General features: G+C 57.8%; 14 protein-coding genes and 2 tRNA genes. 4 read left to right on the forward strand and 12 right to left on the reverse strand.

Annotated elements, in window-relative coordinates:
- Positions 1-19: 19 nt before the first annotated feature.
- From tagF to SVU69_10310, 7 genes are all read right to left on the reverse strand, one after another.
- Positions 20-1,684, reverse strand: a complete 1,665-nt coding sequence (gene tagF, locus SVU69_10280) for a type VI secretion system-associated protein TagF (protein MDY6943386.1) — start codon at positions 1,682-1,684, stop codon at positions 20-22.
- Positions 1,666-5,223, reverse strand: a complete 3,558-nt coding sequence (tssM, locus tag SVU69_10285; protein ID MDY6943387.1) for a type VI secretion system membrane subunit TssM — start codon at positions 5,221-5,223, stop codon at positions 1,666-1,668. The genes tagF and tssM overlap by 19 nt, the downstream gene beginning before the upstream one ends.
- Positions 5,220-6,077, reverse strand: a complete 858-nt coding sequence (icmH, locus tag SVU69_10290) for a type IVB secretion system protein IcmH/DotU (GenBank protein ID MDY6943388.1) — start codon at positions 6,075-6,077, stop codon at positions 5,220-5,222. Before icmH ends, tssM begins: the two co-directional genes overlap by 4 nt.
- Positions 6,078-6,082: 5 nt before the next feature.
- Positions 6,083-7,420: a type VI secretion system baseplate subunit TssK gene (tssK, locus tag SVU69_10295; GenBank protein ID MDY6943389.1), complete on the reverse strand. Its 1,338-nt coding sequence runs from the start codon at positions 7,418-7,420 to the stop codon at positions 6,083-6,085.
- 53 nt (positions 7,421-7,473) lie between these two features.
- Positions 7,474-7,971, reverse strand: coding sequence for a type VI secretion system lipoprotein TssJ (gene tssJ / locus SVU69_10300; protein ID MDY6943390.1), 498 nt, complete (start codon positions 7,969-7,971; stop codon positions 7,474-7,476).
- 134 nt (positions 7,972-8,105) lie between these two features.
- Positions 8,106-9,542 carry a type VI secretion system-associated FHA domain protein TagH gene (gene tagH / locus SVU69_10305; GenBank protein ID MDY6943391.1) on the reverse strand — a complete coding sequence of 479 codons (1,437 nt, stop codon included), beginning with the start codon at positions 9,540-9,542 and terminating at the stop codon, positions 8,106-8,108.
- 264 nt (positions 9,543-9,806) lie between these two features.
- Positions 9,807-9,893 (reverse strand) — tRNA-Leu (locus tag SVU69_10310).
- 131 nt (positions 9,894-10,024) lie between these two features.
- Between SVU69_10310 and SVU69_10315 the strand changes: the two genes are divergently transcribed.
- Positions 10,025-10,243, forward strand: coding sequence for a hypothetical protein (locus tag SVU69_10315; protein ID MDY6943392.1), 219 nt, complete (start codon positions 10,025-10,027; stop codon positions 10,241-10,243).
- A 93-nt stretch (positions 10,244-10,336) separates the two neighbouring features.
- Complete coding sequence (ispG, locus tag SVU69_10320; GenBank protein ID MDY6943393.1) at positions 10,337-11,566, forward strand: flavodoxin-dependent (E)-4-hydroxy-3-methylbut-2-enyl-diphosphate synthase; 1,230 nt, start codon at positions 10,337-10,339, stop codon at positions 11,564-11,566.
- Positions 11,567-11,618: 52 nt separating this feature from the next.
- Here the strand turns inward: ispG and SVU69_10325 are convergent, their stop codons facing one another.
- A complete protein-coding gene (locus tag SVU69_10325) occupies positions 11,619-12,506 on the reverse strand; it encodes a fructosamine kinase family protein (protein MDY6943394.1) in 888 nt (295 codons plus the stop codon).
- Between the two features lie 374 nt (positions 12,507-12,880).
- Between SVU69_10325 and ppk1 the strand changes: the two genes are divergently transcribed.
- A complete protein-coding gene (gene ppk1, locus SVU69_10330) occupies positions 12,881-14,956 on the forward strand; it encodes a polyphosphate kinase 1 (protein ID MDY6943395.1) in 2,076 nt (691 codons plus the stop codon).
- On the opposite strand, the gene SVU69_10335 is transcribed toward ppk1, so the two are convergent.
- From SVU69_10335 to SVU69_10345, 3 genes are all read right to left on the reverse strand, one after another.
- Positions 14,951-16,468 carry a Ppx/GppA phosphatase family protein gene (locus SVU69_10335; protein ID MDY6943396.1) on the reverse strand — a complete coding sequence of 506 codons (1,518 nt, stop codon included), beginning with the start codon at positions 16,466-16,468 and terminating at the stop codon, positions 14,951-14,953. The two genes, ppk1 and SVU69_10335, sit on opposite strands and share 6 nt — an antisense overlap.
- 156 nt (positions 16,469-16,624) lie before the next feature.
- Complete coding sequence (locus SVU69_10340; GenBank protein ID MDY6943397.1) at positions 16,625-16,933, reverse strand: DUF962 domain-containing protein; 309 nt, start codon at positions 16,931-16,933, stop codon at positions 16,625-16,627.
- 116 nt (positions 16,934-17,049) lie between these two features.
- Positions 17,050-17,139, reverse strand: a tRNA-Ser gene (locus tag SVU69_10345).
- 186 nt (positions 17,140-17,325) lie between these two features.
- Between SVU69_10345 and SVU69_10350 the strand changes: the two genes are divergently transcribed.
- The gene (locus SVU69_10350) at positions 17,326-17,997 is read left to right on the forward strand and encodes a Bax inhibitor-1/YccA family protein (GenBank protein ID MDY6943398.1); all 672 of its coding nucleotides are present in this window, start codon (positions 17,326-17,328) and stop codon (positions 17,995-17,997) included.
- Between the two features lie 73 nt (positions 17,998-18,070).
- Here SVU69_10350 and cysG read toward each other — a convergent pair.
- Positions 18,071-19,359: siroheme synthase CysG (gene cysG / locus SVU69_10355; protein MDY6943399.1), on the reverse strand; the 1,289-nt coding region annotated here is incomplete at its 5' end.

The following is a 19,359-nucleotide window of genomic DNA, read 5'->3' on the forward strand; positions in this document are numbered from 1 at the left end:
ACCGCCATCTGCTCTTCTGTCATTGCACTTCAACACCGATGACGGTGATGTTATCCCGGGCTTCCCGCTCCAAGCTTAAACGAACGAGCTGGTCGGCCCACTGGTCCGGACTGTCCGGAGACGCCATGATCGATGCGATTTCGGCATCCGTCAGATCCTTGGTCAGGCCGTCGGAACACAATAAATAACGGTCCTTGGGCATGAGATCGAATACATCCATGTCGACAATGAGCTCATCGGCCGCACCGACGGCCCGGGTCAACACATGGGATGCGGGATGGCTTTCGGCATCTTCTTCGGAAACCAAACCGGTCGCCAGCAATTCCGCCAACTCCGTGTGATCCCGGGTGAGCCGATCCAGCGTCCCCTCGCGCAGCCGGTAAATGCGGCTGTCTCCGGCCCACAGGCACAGAGCCGCGTACTCGTGCGTCACCAGTATCGCCACCGTACTGCCAATGATGTCTTGCTCGGACTGACGCAACTCGACCAGGGTCTGATTTGCCAACCGAAGCCGACTTTCCAGTGCATCCACATACTCTGACAAATGCTGTTGTGTCGGTACATCGGCGAGGGCGTCAACCACGGTACGACTGGCCAGTGCCCCGTCCCGATGCCCCCCCATGCCATCGGCCACCACCCAGATACCTTTTTCCGGCATGTCCAAATAGGCGTCTTCGTTGATGGCTCGTTTTTTGCCTCGGTCGGTCATCGCCGAGGAATTCCATGGCCGGGAGCGCATTCGGTCTTCAGCGCGGGCAGGTGAGGGTTGCGCGGTTGCGAGCTCGGCAAGGCGGGCAGGCTTGAGAAAATTAGGTTCGGTGTCGTCCTCTCCGCCCATTAGTTGATTCAAGTGCGTTGCGGCCCCTTCACCGGGCCGCGGTAAATCTCGGGCCGGGTCTCGCGTGTCGGGTGAACCACCCGACTCCAACCAAGTCACGGACTTGGGCACATCCCAACCCCAGCGGGCCCAACGTCCGTCGAGCATGGCGGCATAGCCACCTGGGCTCGGAAGCGCCTCACTCACCATCAGAACAGGGGGCACGGAAACCGAGCCTTTGGTCCACCAGAGGCTGCTGGACCGATACTGCCGAGTCAGCAACGCGCCGAATAACTCCATCACCCCCGGCTCCAGCGCCCCGCCCGGCTCTAACGCCACGCCCCATTGCCGGTGAGGCTGGCCGACTCCGGTACCCGGCTTGGCCGAATGCGGACGAACCCGGTCACTGACGGCACCGAGTCCGGACAATCGCGCCCGGAGATCTTCCGTGGTGAAATCTTGTTCCAAGGCTGCCAGAAGGAAGTTCTCGGCCGCTTCGTACCACGACTGGGCTTCTTCTCTCAGCAAGGCAACCGGATTGAAATCAGAGGACAACGGCTCGACCAGGACCAAGGGGAAATAGCGCCCCACCCGGTCCACGCTGGGAATCATGATGCCGGTGCAGGCTTGCTCGCCGCAGCCCCCGGCAGTGAATACGAATCGCCAGACCGGGCTTACTAGATAATAACGCAGCCATTGGGTGCCGAGCTGCTGCTGACTGCAGGAAATCGCGTTCTGACACCAACGGTCCCAGCTGTCCCGGAAACTGCGCGGCATACCGAGGTTCAAGAAATCACCGTGGCTCGGTAACTTCCCATAAATAGCCGCATGGCTCTTCGTCGCTTGGTTCACATCGACCCCGGGCACCGAAAACGGAACATATCTGAACGCCCAAAAGGATTCACGGCGCTGGCCGCACGCAATTCCAGGTCTGCCTGGTAACCGGATTGCTCGAAACGAATTCGGTATCGATCACTCGACAAACGTTTCAGATCGCCTCGCTCCAGTAACTTGAAGAACGCCCAGGGCCCATCTTCATAGATTCGAAAACGGCGACCCGAGAGCGTTTCCATGCTGAGCTCGGCCGTGCTACCGGCCCCTTTGGCCGGCCACACGAACGAAGAAGGACGCTGAGGTCCATGTCGGTAGGTCAACGACTGCCCACCAATGTTCACATCCAGCCGGCCCACCCGCTCATCGAGGTAAGAAGGTTTGAGTTCGAACGGGACATTAAAGGAGGCCCCACCCCGAAAGAAGCTGTCGCGAAGTTGTGCGGCGCGACGAAGCTGAACGAGAAAACCACTGGAATCGGAAATCGCCATTCCATCGATGTTTCGCCATGACCAGCGACGCGTGTTGACGAATGGCGACAAATGTTCCGATACAAAGCGATCGAGTGCCTTGCCGGGACCGAAAAAGTTTTCGAAATCACCAACGGTGACTTGATCCGAACTGGAGCGATAAAACGGATACCGTTTGGCCAGGGTGGCCCGGCAGTCGGCGTAAACCGTCCCCCGCCACACGGCATTGAGTTCCTCGCGTGCCGCGCCCAATGACGATCCGAGCGCATTGTTGTTTAACGCCAACAGCCAGGACGAAACAGGGTTCGGTGACCGACCGGCGATTTGTCTCAGTTGAGCCGAAGCGGACTTGGCATCCGCCCGCATTTCTCGAGCGACCAATTTGAGCGCGTCGCGATTCGGTTCCGGAGACTGACTGATCAGTTGGATTTCGGCATAGAGCGCGCCGATCGCCTGAACCAAATCCTGCGTTCTTGGAACGCCGGTATCGATGCTCGACGTCACAGCATTCAATGTCGAAAAACTGAGTTCCACAAACGCCGTATCGATGGCCGGCTGAGCGGCAAGCCAATCGGCCGAGGCGGCGCTCGCCATGTCCCGGGCATTGCCCAGCGCGTTCTCTTGTTGTTTCCCGTTCGTGTCGGCATGCTCGAAAACGGTATTTGCCCGCACCGTGTCGAGGGTTTTAACGAGCGGCGATTTGGGGCCATGGGCCAGCGCGAGACTGCTCGCCAGGTCATTCAGCCCTTGCGGCGGACGGACTTTGAGCGCGCCCAAGACGTCTTGCCAGGTTTTCACGTATTCCCGGATGTACAAGTCCTCCATCTGTCGGGCAAGACGTTCGATGGCATCGTCATCGTAGGATTTTGCCGCCCGCGGACCGAGCACCCAGTTGTCCTCCACAGCCGCTCGGGCAATGGCCCGATCGCGCTCCACATAGAAGGTTTCCAGCCCCGGACGTGTGAACACCCGGTGCACCGTCACCGGCGCTTGTTCAGCCGCGGCTGAAACGAACAGCTGGTCCCATTGGTCTCCGGCAATGGCCGCCAAATCTAATGGATTGCCGAGAACTTGCTCCGCTTCCGACTTGAGTCGCAAATAGGCAATCACCGACATCGGAACCTGGGACGCTAACTCGCGCGCCTGGGCGACCAGACCGTCATCCACAGGAGTGATTAAGGGCGTGTGTTCGAACATGACGGCCAGATGATCACGTAACCGGGCCTGAAATGCGGGCTCTTGGGGATAGGCCTGTTTCCATAAACTCACCGCCCATGCCTGGACGAAACGCGGATCCAAGCGTTCGGGCAATGCCAGCATCAGATAAGCGCGCAGCGCCTCCAGTTGAAACTCCGGTTCCTTCGGCCCGGTTCGCAACTGATGGGCAAACTGATCGCTAAGGCCCGGCAGAAAATAGCGACGCAACACCGAACCATAGGCATCGATGCCATCGTCGTAGAACTCGTCGCCCAAATAAAGACCGAAACCCATCTTCCAGGTGGCGCGCTCGGGATCGAAAACCGTGACCGCGTTGCGCAAGGTATCCAGCATGGGTCCCACCTCGTGCATGTCATACGGTTGCGGCCCCAACTCGGCGCGCGCTTGTTCGAAGGCCGCCAGTCCGGCCGCCATTTCCTGCAGCCGCGCCTGATTCGTGCTGTAACTTGTCGTCCAAGCCACAATGCCCGCAATAATCGCGACCAGTCCGATCGCCGCTACAGCACGCTGCGACCAGATTCTCGCTTTCTCCACACCGACATTGACACCGACCAATTCAGCTTCCGATATCAGTACATCCTGGAAGAAGCGGCGCAAGAAAAAGCTGTGCTTTTGATCGACGGCGACTTGTGAAGCTTCGGTAGCCGCCAGTCCGAACGAACCCTCCACGGCGCTGTCCAGTTTGTCGATGGGCTGGCCTTTCTGTTCGCCGGAACAAAAATACACGCCCCGCAACAAGGGTGCGGTTTCGAAACGATGGGCCCCGAAAGCTTGCTGCAAAAATTGCTCAAGGATCGGTTGAAGCCCCTCAAACCGCTGGGGAAATCCATAAACCAAGGCGCGACGCGCCACGTCGCGCTCGTTGCGGAATCGCCACAAGACTCGCTCGTTGAGACGACGGACCAGGGCACCGAACTCAACGCCGAAACGCTCCAGCGGCGCGATGCGATCCTCCCGGCTACCCCAAGGGAAGGTCAAACCCCACAACTGATCGCGTTCTTCCCGGCCGAGGTTGTCGAAAAACTCGGTGAAACCGGCGATTAAATCGACCTTAGTGAAGAGCATATAAACCGGCACGCGGACGCCAAGCTGCTCCCGCAGCTCCTCGATGCGGCTTCTTACCGCGCGCGCATGCAGCCCCCGCTCGTGCTCGGATTGCGTCACCAGATCAAACAAACTTAAGGTGACCACAACCCCGTTTATCGGACGTCGGGGTCGATTGCGACGAAGCAGTTGAAGAAACCCACGCCAAGCCGCGCTGTCACTCGCTTCGTGGCTGTCCTGCGTGGTGTAACGACCCGCGGTATCGAGAAATACGGCGTCTTCGCCGAACCACCAATCGCAATTTCGGGTGCCGCCGACACCTTGTATCGCCGCGCTACCGAACTTGTCCGACAAGGGAAACTTGAGACCGGAGTTTTCAAGAGCGGTGGTTTTTCCGGACCCGGGCGGCCCGATCACCACATACCACGGCAGCTCATATAAATACTGACCGCCGAAGCTTGATCCGCTGGTCCTTTTGAGCAGCTCCAGCGCTTCAGTCATGCGCTGATCCATCGCGTCGACGTCTTCGTGCGCGCCAGCCGTTCCGGCCTCCCCGGCGGAAACCATGCCATCGGCGAGGGCGGCGTTGGACTGGCGTGCTTTCACAAAACGCCAAAGCTGCACCGCACCCCAAATGAGAAAGACCACCGCGATGGCGGAAAGGCGGAAACCCACACCGCCGAAAATGGCGTTACCGGATATTTTGATATAGGGCGCACCGAACCAAATCAGTACGGCGATGGCCACCACCCCGATCAGACTGACGGCCCAAGGACGCCCGCCCGCCAAGCGATTGGCTCGCTGATAGATGGATCTTATGCGGTAGAGAAAGCCCAGATTCATTGCGATTGATCCTGCGTGGCGGCATCCGCGCTGGTCGCGATGCGGGCCAATTGGTCACGCACATCATCGCTGGCCTGATGCTGCACCACGGCGAAGGTGACAAATATCACCAGCAACAAGGCGCTGGTCACTGCCGCAACCACCCAAGGCGGTACGCTCCGCCCCAAAGTGCGGGTAGCAATTTTCGCCCCCTGCCAATGGGGCGAAAGTTCCCGCTCGAAATCGCCGCGATTTCGCTGGATAGCGCGAAATACCCGCTCTTCCAAGTCGTCCAACAAGGCACGCCCGTTGTCCATGATTCCGTACTTGCCTTCAAAACCAAGCCCTAAGCAAAGAAACATCAACTCCAGTAACTCGGTATTTCGCTCCGGTTCCGCCAGCAGCCGATCAAGGATCTGAAAGAACTTCTCGCCACCCCAAGTCTCATTGTGGAAGGTGCTGAGCAGGCTTTGAGAGGACCAGGCACTGCTGCCGCCCCAGGATGTTTTCAAAACCATTTCGTCAATCACCGAGCACAGGCTGTAACGGGCGGCAGAAATCACCGCCGGATTGTCGACAGATCGGCGGGCTTCGGTCTCGAATTGCTTGATCTCGTCCACCAGCTGGCCACGCAATTGCATGGGATCCGGCACCGCGGCGTTATCTCGCAACTGGATAATCACGGAAATCAAAACCGACGCCGCGTCGATCAGCGGGTTCACGCCATGACGCGAGAGCCAAGCACGACTCTGGGGGTCCAGCGCCGTGAAGCCCCGCTCCGGCACCGACGAGGGCGCCTGTGGAGATGAAGATACTGAGCTGAGGTCGCCCCGGCCCGGCCGGGGACGAATGATGGTGCGATCTTTGTCGTTCATTCTCGTTATGCCTTACCGCGTACCGCCCAGAACTCCATTTTGAGTCCGGGAAAATCGCCTGCCACATGAAATGCAATACCACCTGATTGACGCAGCTGCTGCCAGAACTCGCCCGACCGATCGAGCTCGAAATAGGTGTAACCGGCGTAATACGGCAATTGCCGGGGTGCGACAGGTAACGCGCGCAGCCGGATGCCCGGGAGCTGCAGGTTCACCAGCTGGCGGATTTTCTCCACCGGCCCGACTTTCAACTGGGCCGGCAGACGCGCACGGACTTGCTCCGGTGGGACGTCGGCACTCACGGCAAGGATGAAATCGGCTGATTCCAGCAAACTCGTATCGGTCACGGTAGCAACGCGAATTCCGTATTTTCGGGCGTCGAGTTCAATTGCCACAGCGCTCTGCTCAAAGACGGAACTCAAATACTGCCGCAGGATTTGCATCAAGCCGTCGAAACTGGTGTTGAGGTCATCATGCTGATAGCGATGATACGAGCCCGGCCGGCGCGTTTCGCTGGCAAAGGTGGCCAGCTCGCCCCCCATCTGAGCCAACTCCCGATAGAGAAATTCAGGGTGAAGATCCGGAAGCTGCCCGAGATGCCGCAGCAGCATTTCTTCCCGATTGATCAGCTGCAGCAGCAAAAAATCAGCCAGCTCGGTAAAACTTTGTCCGCCCGCGTTCAATCGCGCCACGATGGCTTCCGCCCGGTGTTGCAGAAGACCCATCAATTCCGATACAAAGCCGGACAGTCGGGGTACCGCGCCAACGTCCAGAACAGAGGGAATGAAGTCGTCGTCGATTACCACGCTGCCATCGGCCCGAACCTCGATGATCCGAGCAATCGGAATCGTCGTGTAACCCGAGAGATTCTCGCCGTCCAGCCTCAATTGGAGATGAGGAACACTGGCCGCCACCTGGGCGAGCTTCCCGTCCTGATCGGTCAAATCGGAGACATCCACTTCTCGGGCCAACAGCCGCGCCAGGGCATCAGCATCTTGACCACGCGCCACCTCTGGGTGGTGGGCACCTTTGAGTGGCACGGCCAAAAACACGCGGGCGTTCTTGGTATCACTCGGCACCACCAGGGGCGGTGGCGCCAGATCGTTTTCTGGAAACCGAAAAGCTGTTCCGTCCGAAAAAACTCCGGTGGCGCGTGCGATGGCCAGTTTTCCCAACCCCAACATCGGGCGATCCAACTCGAATTGGCGAATACCCCATGGATATGCGCGTCCGGCGGTCGACCGGTCGTGGATCAGCGCTTCAAAATACCGTGTCTGTTGTTGAAAGTGTTGTGGTCGAAGGAACATCCCTTCCGACCAAATAATCTGATTAGTCGTTGGCATCCAAGCGTCTCTATCCCGGCCGAAAATTTTCTAATGTGGTAGCGAGAGGCTGATCAGTCCCGCTTGATCGCCAGCGTGACGGCCCGTGCTTCCAAGTTGATGACCAGTCTCGCTTCGCCCTCGGGAGGAACCGCTACCGTTTTCCGCCAGTCGGCTTTGGAAATATCTTGGTAGGATGCCACCACGCCGACATAATTCGTGTCACTGTGCGGCTTGATCGTCAGATCGACCGCATCACCCGGCTTAACGGCAACCTCCCGTTGCTTGATCAAATCATCCCCCAGAGCGTTCCGAGGATTGTCTACCAAGGTGAAAAACTCCGCAGTTTCGAAGAATGTCACCGATTTCAATTCGTAGACGTTCACGACCAGTGGGGACGGCCTGCCATCGGCATTCGGATTCAGCTTGCTCGAAGCAACGATGGTGGTCGCCAGCACCCGATCTTCGTCGCCCCAGAAAGGCATGTACGAACACCCCCCCAACAAAACAACGAGAAATAAACAAAGCGTGAGCCGTGAAATGCGGTTCGTTTTCATAGGTCCCCTAATCATGCAACCCCGGTAGATAAACTGGATAGTCCAGACCCGATTCGATTTGTATACGAAACGTCGTGAAAGCCGGCTTGTTCGGTCGTTTGCACCACGCTTATAACTTGCTGTTGCTGATGAACATCATCGGCCCGGCCTTAACCGCCTTGACGGGTCTGCTCGATTCGACGCTCATACGCGTCGATAAAATGCTCTTCGTATAACTGACGATACGCCCGCCCGTCATCGTCACTGAACATTCGATAATGCTCCATCAACCAATCCCAGTAACGGCCTTTCCAGGCCACCGACAGCACGCCGCCGCCTGAACGACTTTTGAAACGGGACTCCAAAGCAGCCGGATTCATTTCCTGGGCTACCGCGTCCAGCGCCGCCCGCATCCCGACGACAAATGCATCCTGATGCCCATTGAGGTCACTGAGTGCTTGTTTCAGCGCGTCAATGGGCGGCAAATAACCGGGATGACGTTCACCGAACATCTTCCGCATCGCCTCATCGGCGGAAACCGAAAACTTCAGTGGATTGTTGCCCTCCCGATCGACTTGCGTGACAGACATTCTGAAGTCCGCACGGGCCTGATTGCGGATTCTCAGTCCGTCGATCAAACCGGTCACCGTCTCTCGGACAGCCTGCCCGACGGTATAGCAAAACTCCACCTTCTGGGCTTCGGTGAGATCCAGCTCGTCGAGTCCGAGTCCCGCCAACAGTGCACGCACCGCTTTGTCATCGGATGAGGTCGGCTGGGGAGATTCAGAGGCAACGGTCGGCTCCACAGCCGGTACCGGAGAATTTTCACGTAAGCTTTCCTCCGCCCCATGGGGAATCTCATTCGGCAAAGGCGCATGATCCCCGGTGGCGTCCCAGTCTTCAGGGATCAGCCCGGGCGGCGAAAATGGGACGTTCAGGGCATCGGCCGAGGCGTTGCGCGCGGACACACCATCGGACTCCGCGGCCGGTGGCTGCTCGTCGCCTAGCCACTGCGACAAATCCGAGTCGGCGGCCTGGTCGGAAGATGCCGGCCGGTCAGCATGGCCAGCAGGGGCAAGTTGCCCGCCCATTGCTGCCAAAGGATCGACGGGAATAATTTGATCGTCGGGCGTTGCCGATACCGACGGTGTGAAAGATGAATTGCTGGTCGGCGGATCGGAAAGCGACTTTTCAAGGCGGTCTGAATCCGAAGCAGACCCGAGCAAATCGTCGAGTTCGTCAAACACGCCCGCAGCGGAATCCAGTCCGACTTCGATTTCGTACTCGCCGATCTGGAGCCGATCACCGTTCCTCAAGCGCGTACGCTGTCCTTTGCCGATAGGGGCTTCAGCGCCGCTAAAGAAAACACCGTTGGTGCTGAGGTCGGCGAGGTAAAATTCACCATCCTGCCATTGCACTTCGGCGTGAACGCTGGATACGTAACGCAGCGGATCGGGCAAATGCCACGCATTCGATCGGGCACGTCCGATCGACCCACCCTTGACACCGAATGTCCAGGCAGAATTGGCGCCCAATAGATCTTTGTTGGAGCTGACGACGGTGAGCGTGACCTGCCTATGCTGCCTAGCGGCCCCCTGCGCACTCATGACAATTCCTTTTTTGAGACCACCCATGCCGCGTCACTCGACCGGACTATCCTATCAAGACATTCCATGCGGTTCAGGACGCCCCCAACCCCCTGCTCCGCAAACCCGAAACGATGCCGTGGCTGCTGTATGACCGATGCGCTTATAAAGGTTTTGACACTAGCATATTCCGCAGGCTCAACACACCCCCCATCGTGTCGAGACCCGCTTGCCGGCGTGCGTGGTATGGCCGCACACAAACCCGCTGGCGTCGAATCGCCATGTTGGTGCCCGGGGCCGGACTCGAACCGGCACGGAGTAACCTCCGAGGGATTTTAAGTCCCTTGCGTCTACCAATTTCGCCACCCGGGCGCGGCGAGCATTCTACCTGAGAACAACATAAAATTAACCGTTGATGATATCCAGCCGTCTAGAGGCACCCGATTCCATCAGCCATTACCCTCGCCCTTGGCATTTAAGTAACGACCACGAAGGCCGGCCCCATGAGAACACTCAACGACTACCCGCTTCGAGAGCTGAAGGTGATCTACCAGGTTCTTCAGCTGGGCATCCAAACTTACCCCGAAGTATTGGATTCGGTCCTGCACCAGGACCTCTTCGACTATTTGCGTCTGCAGGCGCTTAAAGAAGGCGTTGACCCCTCGATGCCGGATGAATGGCAACAGTGGCTCGGCAATATGGATCCCACGGCAATGGCATAACGGCGGATTCCGGCGTGATGAAAATCGCGGTGTTGGGTTATGATGCAGCGCTATCGAGTTCACCCGTCCGGCGAGCCATTGTATCCAAACACCATGAGTAACTACCCGATTACCCGACGCAAGACCGTGCCTGTCCGAGTGGGATCCGTCGTCGTCGGCGGCCAAGCACCGGTCGTGGTTCAATCGATGACCAACACCGATACGGCCGATGCGGCCGCGACCGCCGCCCAAGTGGCGGATTTGGCGCGCGCCGGGTCGGAACTGGTTCGCATTACCGTCAATACGGCAGAGGCCGCCGCCGCGGTCCCGGAGATTCGATCCCGACTTGACCGGCAAGGCGTAGGCGTACCGTTGGTGGGCGACTTTCATTTCAACGGCCACAAGCTGCTGCAAGCCCATCCCGAGTGTGCACGAGCGCTGGGCAAGTTTCGCATTAACCCCGGAAACGTCGGTCGCGGACGCAAACGAGACGAGCAATTCGCTCAGATGATCGAAGCCGCCTGCGAGTACCAAAAGCCGGTTCGTATTGGCGTCAACTGGGGTAGCCTAGATCAAGATTTGCTGGCGCGGCTGATGGATGAAAACGCCGCCAAAGCCAATCCCGCCGACTCGCGCACGGTGATGGACGAGGCACTGATCATGTCCGCATTAGACAGCGCACGTCGGGCTGAGGAATTGGGTTTGGGCCATGACCAAATTATCATTTCCTGCAAGCTGAGCGGCGTTCAGGATCTCATTCGGGTTTACCGCGAGTTGGCCCGCCGTTGCGATTATCCGCTTCATTTGGGTCTGACCGAGGCCGGCATGGGCGTGAAAGGCATCGTCTCCTCGACCGCCGCGCTGGCGGTACTGCTGGAGGAAGGAATCGGGGATACCATCCGCATTTCTCTCACGCCGGCGCCAGGTGCACCGCGTACCGAGGAAGTTCGCGTCGCCCAGGAAATCCTCCAGAGCATGTCGCTGCGCTCTTTCACACCGTCGGTGATCGCCTGCCCGGGATGCGGTCGCACCAGTAGCACGTTCTTTCAGGAATTGGCACGCGATATCCAAAACCATCTTCAAGCCCAAATGCCTATGTGGCGAAAAACCCACCCGGGCGTTGAGAACATGACCGTGGCGGTGATGGGCTGCGTGGTAAACGGTCCTGGCGAAAGCAAACATGCCAATATCGGCATTTCTCTTCCCGGCAGCGGGGAACGGCCGGTAGCCCCCGTCTATGTCAACGGCGAAAAAACGGTCACCTTGAAAGGCGAACACATCGCGCAGGAATTCACCGCTCTGGTGGATCAATATGTCGCGGACCACTATCCGGGAAACACTTAACCGCTCGCTCCGCCTCCACCGGTAGGCGCGATACCTTCAATGCTCCCAGTTTTCACTCGACTTCCGCCAACAAGCGCTGCAGGAGTCGGTGCGCGCTGGTCACATAAGCGGAACCGAACAAAATCACGTGGTTCAGAATGTGGTAGAGCTGATACAGGTCGCGTCGTCGCGCATACCCCTCATCCAGCGGCCAGGCTTTTTGATACTCGGCGTAAAACGCCGGCGATAAGCCACCGAATAGCTCGGTCATGGCCAAATCTGTTTCCCGGTCACCAAAGTAGATCGCCGGATCGAAGATCACTGGTGCGCCGCGCTCGTCCATGGACACGTTTCCCTGCCAGAGATCTCCATGCAGCAAGGATGGAACCGGCCGGTAGTGGTCGAACAAGCGCTCAATTCGGGCCATAACCGGCCGACCGAGTTCCGCCAAAGCCGGATTGATCCCCTCGACGCTTGCCAGCATGGGTGCCAAGCGCCGCTCACGGAAGAATGCCACCCAGTCCGTCTCCCAACGATTCGCTTGCGGGGTGGTTCCGATGGTGTTGTCTCGCCCCCATCCGAATTGCTGCTCGGTCACCCGGTGCAGATCCGCCAACTGAGCACCCAGCCGTGCCATGCCGCGATCGTCTAGTGGCCGCAAATTGAGCCACTCCAGAACCAGATACGCATTGTGGGAACCCGCGCCGCAGGCAACGACCTTCGGCACCCGCAATCGTTTCGCCTGACCCAATCGTTCCAGCCCGAAGGCTTCTGCCTGCAGCATGGACATACGACCCGGCCGATTAAGCTTCACGAACCACTCGCCGCGGGTGGTCGTGAGCCGCAGTGCAGTGTTGATATCGCCGCCACCGATCGGCGCAACATCGAGAAGCTCAAGAGGCTCGCCGACGGCCTCCCGCAGCCCCTCGAGACAGTCGTTTAATGATGTGGGATCGATCAACAGCTATTCCCTTGCCGACTTGAAATGCGAGTGATTCTCATTTACATTTAATTCCAGTGACGCGACCTCGGCCGTTAACCACAACCACTGAGGAATCTGCAGATGATTCTATTGGTCATTCTCGCCATCGCATCGGTGCTGATCACCGGTATACTCACCGCCAAGTGACCCGGCCTCGGGGCGCTGTCGCGGGAACCGCCATTCGTAGGCCGATCGCGCAAGGCGATGGCCACAATGCGCAATCGCGGCTATAGTGAAGCCCTGTCACGGAAACTTCACCGCTTTAGATTACGATTAGGCCCCATTTGATTGTCCGCTCTGGGCCGGTCGCTCAGTGGACGCGCCGAACTGTACTTCCATCATCGCAGTAACTCATGCAAAACGCAGATTTAAAAAAACCCGAACTGTATCTCAACCGGCAACTCAGCTTACTTGCTTTCAACCAACGCGTTTTGGAACAAGCTCGAAACGAAGATACGCCGCTGCTGGAGCGACTGAAGTTCCTGTGTATTTCCAGCAGCAATCTGGACGAGTTTTTCGAGATCCGGGTTGCCGGACTCAAAGAATTGCAGGCATACGGTTCGGTACAAACCAACGCCGATCACCGCTCCCCCGTCGAGACACTCCGGCTCATCAGTATGCGGACGCACGATCTGGTGGAGCAGCAATATCGGGTGTTGAACGAACAGCTACTGCCAGCACTGCGCAATGAGAACATCCAAATCTTAAACGCGGGGCAGTGGAGTCGCACTCAGGCCCGGTGGATTAAAGAGTTTTTCACCGAGGAGGTCCTTCCGCTGCTGAGCCCCATGGGTCTGGACCCGGCCCATCCTTTCCCGCGGATTTTGAACAAGAGCCTGAACTTTATTTTGTCTCTGGAGGGTAAAGACGCCTTTGGCCGAAACAGCGCACTGGCCATACTGCAGGCGCCGCGGGTTCTACCCAGGGTGATACGGATACCGTCCGGCCGGGCCCGCGATACTGACTGCTTCGTACTTTTGAGCTCCATCATTCAGGCCCATGTCAGCCACCTGTTTCCCGGCATGAAGGTAACCGGCTGTTATCAGTTCCGCCTCACCCGCAACAGCGACCTGTTCGTCGACGAAGAAGAAGTGGACGATCTGTTGCGGGCAGTGGAAGGTGAGCTGTTTTCGCGCCGCTATGGCGATGAGGTCCGACTGGAAATTGCGAACGATTGCCCGGAAGAGCTTACCGATTATTTATTGAAACGGTTCGAACTGGAACAACAGGATCTTTATCTGGTCGACGGGCCCGTGAACCTAAATCGGCTCATGGCCATTCTGGATCTCGTGGAACGTCCCGATCTAACTTACCCTTCGTTCACGCCCGGATTGCCCAGACCATTGTCCGCCGGCTCGAACATCTTCGACGTCATTCGCCAACAGGATATCCTGCTCCACCATCCGTTCGAGTCGTTTACCCCGGTGGTGGAATTTCTCCGGCAGGCCAGTATCGACCCCAACGTGTTGGCCATCCGGCAGACGCTCTACCGGACGGGGACCGATTCAGCCATCGTTGAGCTTTTGCGCCAGGCCGCCCAGAACGGCAAGGAAGTCACGGTCGTGATTGAGTTGCGGGCACGTTTCGACGAAGAAGCGAATATCGGTTTGGCCAACCGGCTGCAAGAAGCGGGCGCGCACGTTGTGTACGGCGTGGTGGGCTACAAAACCCACGCCAAGATGTGCTGGGTGGTACGGCGCGAGCACAAGGAGCTCCGGCACTACGTGCATCTTGGGACAGGCAACTACCACGCCCGGACCGCCCGTCTTTATACCGACTACGGGCTGCTCACCTGCAACCCGGATATCACCGATGATGTGGGGAATGTTTTTCTACAGCTGACATCTCTAGGCCGCGTACCTCAACTCAACAGTTTGCTGCAATCCCCTTTCGGCCTGTTCAAAGGCGTCTTGGAAAGAATTGACCGTGAAATCCGCCATGCCAAGAAAGGCCTGCCTGCCCGGCTGATGATGAAAGTAAACGGACTCACCGACCCGGAAATCATTCGGGCCCTATACGCTGCCTCCCAAGCTGGGGTGGAAATCGATCTGATCGTGCGCGGCATTTGCTGCTTGCGCCCGAACGTACCCGGAATTTCTGACAACATCCGGGTTCGTGCGATTATCGGCCGCTTCCTGGAACACACCCGCATTTACTACTTCGAGAACAACGGCGAGCCGGAAGTCTATTGTTCCAGCGCGGATCTGATGGAGCGAAACCTCCACAAGCGCATCGAGATCGCCTTTCCCCTGCTCGACCCGCGTCTCAAGGCGCGCGTGATCGAGGAAAGTTTTGCCAATTATTTGTCCGACAACTGCCAGGCCTGGCTTTTACAAAGCGACGGCAGTTATGTCCAGGCCAAACCCCAGGGAAAAACGCTCTTCAGCGCCCAAATCGCTCTGCTGAATCAGCTTTCTGAAATGTCATAGCGAGAAAGGTGTCTCACCTTCACTACCAAAGGTGAGCTTGTAACCCGATCCGCGCAAGTAACGCGCCTCTTGAATCAGGTCAGCTTCCATTAACGGTCGTTCGGACAACCATCGCGGCGGAAACTGCAAATGGAGTTTTTTATCGCCCGCCGTGAGCGTGACATCCGGGTGGGCTTCATGCACGCGGTTACGGTGCATTAAGACGGCCAACCGCAACAACACAATCAAGGGCAACACCGCGTTGCTGTATTCCAAAACCACCTGATCGGCCGTGCCTTGCAAGACCAATTTGCGCCGGTGCAGCCTTACCAAGGCGGCAATCAGGCCTTGATTTTCCCATGAGAATCCCGCCAGATCGCCATGACTCAACAAATAATGCCCATGCTTGTGATAGCCGCTGTGCGAGACCGCTAAACCAATCTCATGCAGTTGCGCGCTATACGCCAACAACTCGCGCAGTTCGTGATCGTCAATACCCCACTGTGCCGCGACCTGGTCGAAAAAATAGATTGCTGTGTCGCCGACCTGTTGCGCTTGGAGACGATCGGCGTGGTAAAGCGTCAGCAGTGACTCGACCGTTTGATTTCGGACATCTTCTCGCACCTCCGGTCCAACCATTTCATCCAGGAGTCCTTCGCGCAGCGCGCCGTCGCAGGGGATCAGACGTTCGATGCCCAAGCCTTCGAATGCGGCGCACAGAATGACCACGCCACCCACGAACACCGCAGCGCGGTCCGAAGTCAACGTGGGGAAAGACAGCCGGTCAATGTGGCCAATATCCAATAGCTGCTGTTTGAGATCGGCCAGGCCAGCGGGCGAGATCACCCCATCTTCGGCGCCCTGCTCGGTCAGAACGTTGGACATGGCACGAACGGAACCGGAGGTCCCCACCGCCTCTTGCCATCCCAGTCCTCGGAACTGGCTCTCCACCGGCTGCAGTTCCAGCCGAGCCGCAATTTCCGCCTGTCGCCACCGTTTACGGGTAATACGACCATTGGGAAAGAACCGATGACTGTAGCTGACGCAGCCCATGAACAGGCTTTCCATTGCCAAAGGGTGCGGCCCTTCGCCGAGAATCAGCTCCGTGCTGCCACCACCAATATCGAAGACCAGACGACGGCTTTTCGCAACGCCCCGGGTAAATCCCACGCCGCGATAGATCAAACGGGCTTCCTCTTGGCCCGATATGATTTCCACCGGGTGTCCGATGGCATCCGCCACCCGATCGAGAAACTTATCCGCCCGCCGTGCTCGCCGAAGGGTGTAGGTCCCCACCACGCGAACATGATCACTCGGCAGCCCGCGCAAGCGATCACCAAACCGAACCGCGGCGGCGAGGGCACGAGTTTGGGTCTCCTTGTCGATCCGGCCGTCATCGCGCAGGCCCGCCCCTAAGCGAACCATTTCGCGCATCCGATCAACGATTTGAAGTTGCTGGTTCACTCGCCGAGCAAGCACCAGATGAAAGCTGTTGGAACCCAGATCGACCCCTGCGTAGTACTGGGTTTTCATACCGTCATCAACGGGCTGCGGCGATGACGTGCTCTGTGACGGCAAAAGGGTTTCCTTGTTCATCCGATTGTGGGCCATCACGGCCGTGGCTGATTGGAAAAGGCTAAAAGAACCTATATTAAGTGACGGGATTGATCGCCTCTATCACGGCTGCGATCAAAACTTGATTTTGCCCGTCAACATATCTTTAAACATGCACCAATCGCCGATTAAGCTGTAAATAGGGTGTGTGAAGGTCGCGGGTCGGTTGTGTTCAAAGAAGAAATGCCCCACCCAGGCAAAACCATAACCAAACAGCGGAAGCGTAAGAACCAACCACCAGCGTCCGGTCAACAACATGATGCCGGAAACCACCAAAACCAGAGCACTTCCCAGAAAATGCAGCCGGCGACAGGTGGAGTTGCTGTGCTCGGACAAGTAAAACGGGTAAAAATCACGAAATCGCTGGTAGCGTTCTGTCATCATATGGCGCTTCGGTGACAACGGGCCCCACCGCGAAGCCCTCATTTTTGTGGTAGCTAAGAAAATGTGCGACTCCGCGCCGATGCCCCCTGCGACGCATCGCCCTCGAAGGCGCAGAATGGCGGTGGGTCAGGGATTCGAACCCTGGAAGGGCGTTAACCCTTGCTGGTTTTCAAGACCAGTGCATTCAACCGCTCTGCCAACCCACCATCGTCAAAATTCGCGCTCAGGATACTCATCACCCGCGACCATTTCCAGGACCAAACGCTTTCCCCAGCCACCCCCCGGTGGTAACCTCTTCCAAATAGGGAACTGAGGGCATTAGAGCAGTGTCTCAGAAAGTACCCCGTGAGCCGATACACTAGGCTGCATTCGCGTCTTCTGGAGGAAGTTTTATGGCCAACTACGAACCGACGGTGATCCAGTCGCAGGCATCTACGCTTGCGACCAACAAGTTAATCCGAAACACTTACATGCTGCTGTCACTCACGCTGCTGTTCAGTGCCCTGACCGCAGGCGTGTCGATGATGTTGGCGATCCCACATCCTGGTCCGATTCTGACGTTGATCGGATATTTCGCCTTGTTGTTTCTCACCACCCGTTTTCGTAATAGCGCCTTGGGCCTGGTTTTCGTGTTCGCGCTCACGGGCTTTATGGGACTGACTTTAGGTCCGATCATTAGTTTTTATCTAACCCAATTTTCGAACGGTAGCCAGTTGGTTGCCACGGCAATGGGTGGAACAGGTGCCATATTTCTCGGCCTTTCCGGCTACGCGATGACCACCCGGAAGGATTTCAGCTTCCTCGGCGGGTTCGTGATGGTGGGCATTTTGGTGGCCTTCCTGGCAAGTATAGGTGCCATGATCTTCAGTCTGCCGGCGCTTTCCCTTGCCGTATCGGCGATGGTCGTGCTGCTGATGTCGGCTCTGATTCTGTACGAGACGAGCAACATCGTTCATGGCCATGAGACCAACTACATCATGGCCACCATCACCTTGTACATATCGATCTACAACCTGTTTCTGGCCCTGTTACAGTTGTTGGGCTTCTTCGGCGGTGACGACTGATCGAATCAGCGATTCCGCATCGGTAGAAAAAACCCCGCCTCAAGCGGGGTTTTTTCTACCTGCTCGGCTTGTGCTATTGACCGGTCGGCGCAAAAGCGTTCCGCAGGGTCGGATCGGCGCGGAACCAGGCGAGTTTCTCGTGCAACCGAACCACCTCTCCGACAATCACCAGGGTCGGCGGCACCAAGGGTTGCTCATTGGCGCGTTCGGCCAACCGCGCCAAATCGCTGATGATCACACGTTGTGCCGGCGTGGTACCTTGCTGAATCAGCGCCGCGGGATGTTCTGGCGAAAGCCCGCGGTCGATCAGCTGCTGGCAAATCTTTTCAAGGCCCTGCAGGCCCATGTAGATCACCACAGTATGGTTGGGTTGAGTCAGCGTCGCCCAATCCAGATCCACGCCACCGTCTTTCGGATGCCCGGTGACGAAACTGCAGGAATGCGCATGATCGCGGTGGGTCAACGGAATGCCCGCGTAGGCCGCACACCCCGAAGCGGCGGTAATACCCGGTACCACTTGGAACGGGATACCGAATTGCATGAGACTTTCAATTTCCTCCCCGCCTCGCCCGAAGATGAACGGATCACCGCCTTTCAAACGAAGCACCCGCTTTCCTTCACGGGCATGTTCCACCAGCAGTGAATTGATGTCCGACTGAGGCAAGGCATGGTTTTTACGCGCCTTACCCACGTAGATGCGTTCGGCATCCTTGCGGACCAAATCCAAAATCCCCGGTGATACCAAGCGGTCGTATAGAACCACGTCTGCCTTTTGCATCAGACGGAGGGCACGAAAGGTGAGCAGGTCGGGATCCCCTGGCCCCGCCCCGACCAGATAAACTTCTCCGGTTAAGTGATTCCGCTTTTCCGAACCCTGCTCCAGCATGACCTGAAGCAACCGGCTGGCTTCATCCTCCCGACCGGCCAACATATGTTCGGCCACCGGGCCGTCGAGCACCGATTCCCAAAAACGTAGCCGCGCCGAACTGCCGGAAATCCGCGCCTTCACTTGGGCTCTGAATGACTGCGCAAGCGCCGCCAAACGTCCATATCCGGCCGGTAACATGACCTCCAAGCGGGCGCGCCACAAACGGGTCAACACCGGAGCCGCTCCGCCACTGGATATCCCGATCACGAGCGGCGATCGATCCACCACCGCCGGAACGATGAACGACGATCTCTCCGGGTCATCGACGACGTTGACGGGGATCTGCCGCTCATCACACCGGCGAGATACCTCGTCATTGATGCAAACATCATCCGTGGCGGCCACCACGACGTGCGCGCCTTCAATGTGGCGGGCGTGAAAAGGCTCCGGCAACCAGCGAATCTGATTGCCATCCGCCAAGTCACGTAAGCCAT

It is taken from the genome of Pseudomonadota bacterium, from assembly GCA_034189865.1.
GTDB lineage: Bacteria > Pseudomonadota > Gammaproteobacteria > UBA5335 > UBA5335 > JAXHTV01.

Coding starts and splice junctions, on each gene's coding strand:
- tssM (MDY6943387.1), bottom strand. CDS start 5,223: ATGAATCTGGGCTTTCTCTACCGCATAAGATCCATCTATCAGCGAGCC.
- icmH (MDY6943388.1), bottom strand. CDS start 6,077: ATGAACGACAAAGATCGCACCATCATTCGTCCCCGGCCGGGCCGGGGC.
- tssK (MDY6943389.1), bottom strand. CDS start 7,420: ATGCCAACGACTAATCAGATTATTTGGTCGGAAGGGATGTTCCTTCGA.
- tssJ (MDY6943390.1), bottom strand. CDS start 7,971: ATGATTAGGGGACCTATGAAAACGAACCGCATTTCACGGCTCACGCTT.
- tagH (MDY6943391.1), bottom strand. CDS start 9,542: ATGAGTGCGCAGGGGGCCGCTAGGCAGCATAGGCAGGTCACGCTCACC.
- SVU69_10315 (MDY6943392.1), top strand. CDS start 10,025: ATGAGAACACTCAACGACTACCCGCTTCGAGAGCTGAAGGTGATCTAC.
- ispG (MDY6943393.1), top strand. CDS start 10,337: ATGAGTAACTACCCGATTACCCGACGCAAGACCGTGCCTGTCCGAGTG.
- ppk1 (MDY6943395.1), top strand. CDS start 12,881: ATGCAAAACGCAGATTTAAAAAAACCCGAACTGTATCTCAACCGGCAA.
- SVU69_10335 (MDY6943396.1), bottom strand. CDS start 16,468: ATGAAAACCCAGTACTACGCAGGGGTCGATCTGGGTTCCAACAGCTTT.
- SVU69_10340 (MDY6943397.1), bottom strand. CDS start 16,933: ATGATGACAGAACGCTACCAGCGATTTCGTGATTTTTACCCGTTTTAC.
- SVU69_10350 (MDY6943398.1), top strand. CDS start 17,326: ATGGCCAACTACGAACCGACGGTGATCCAGTCGCAGGCATCTACGCTT.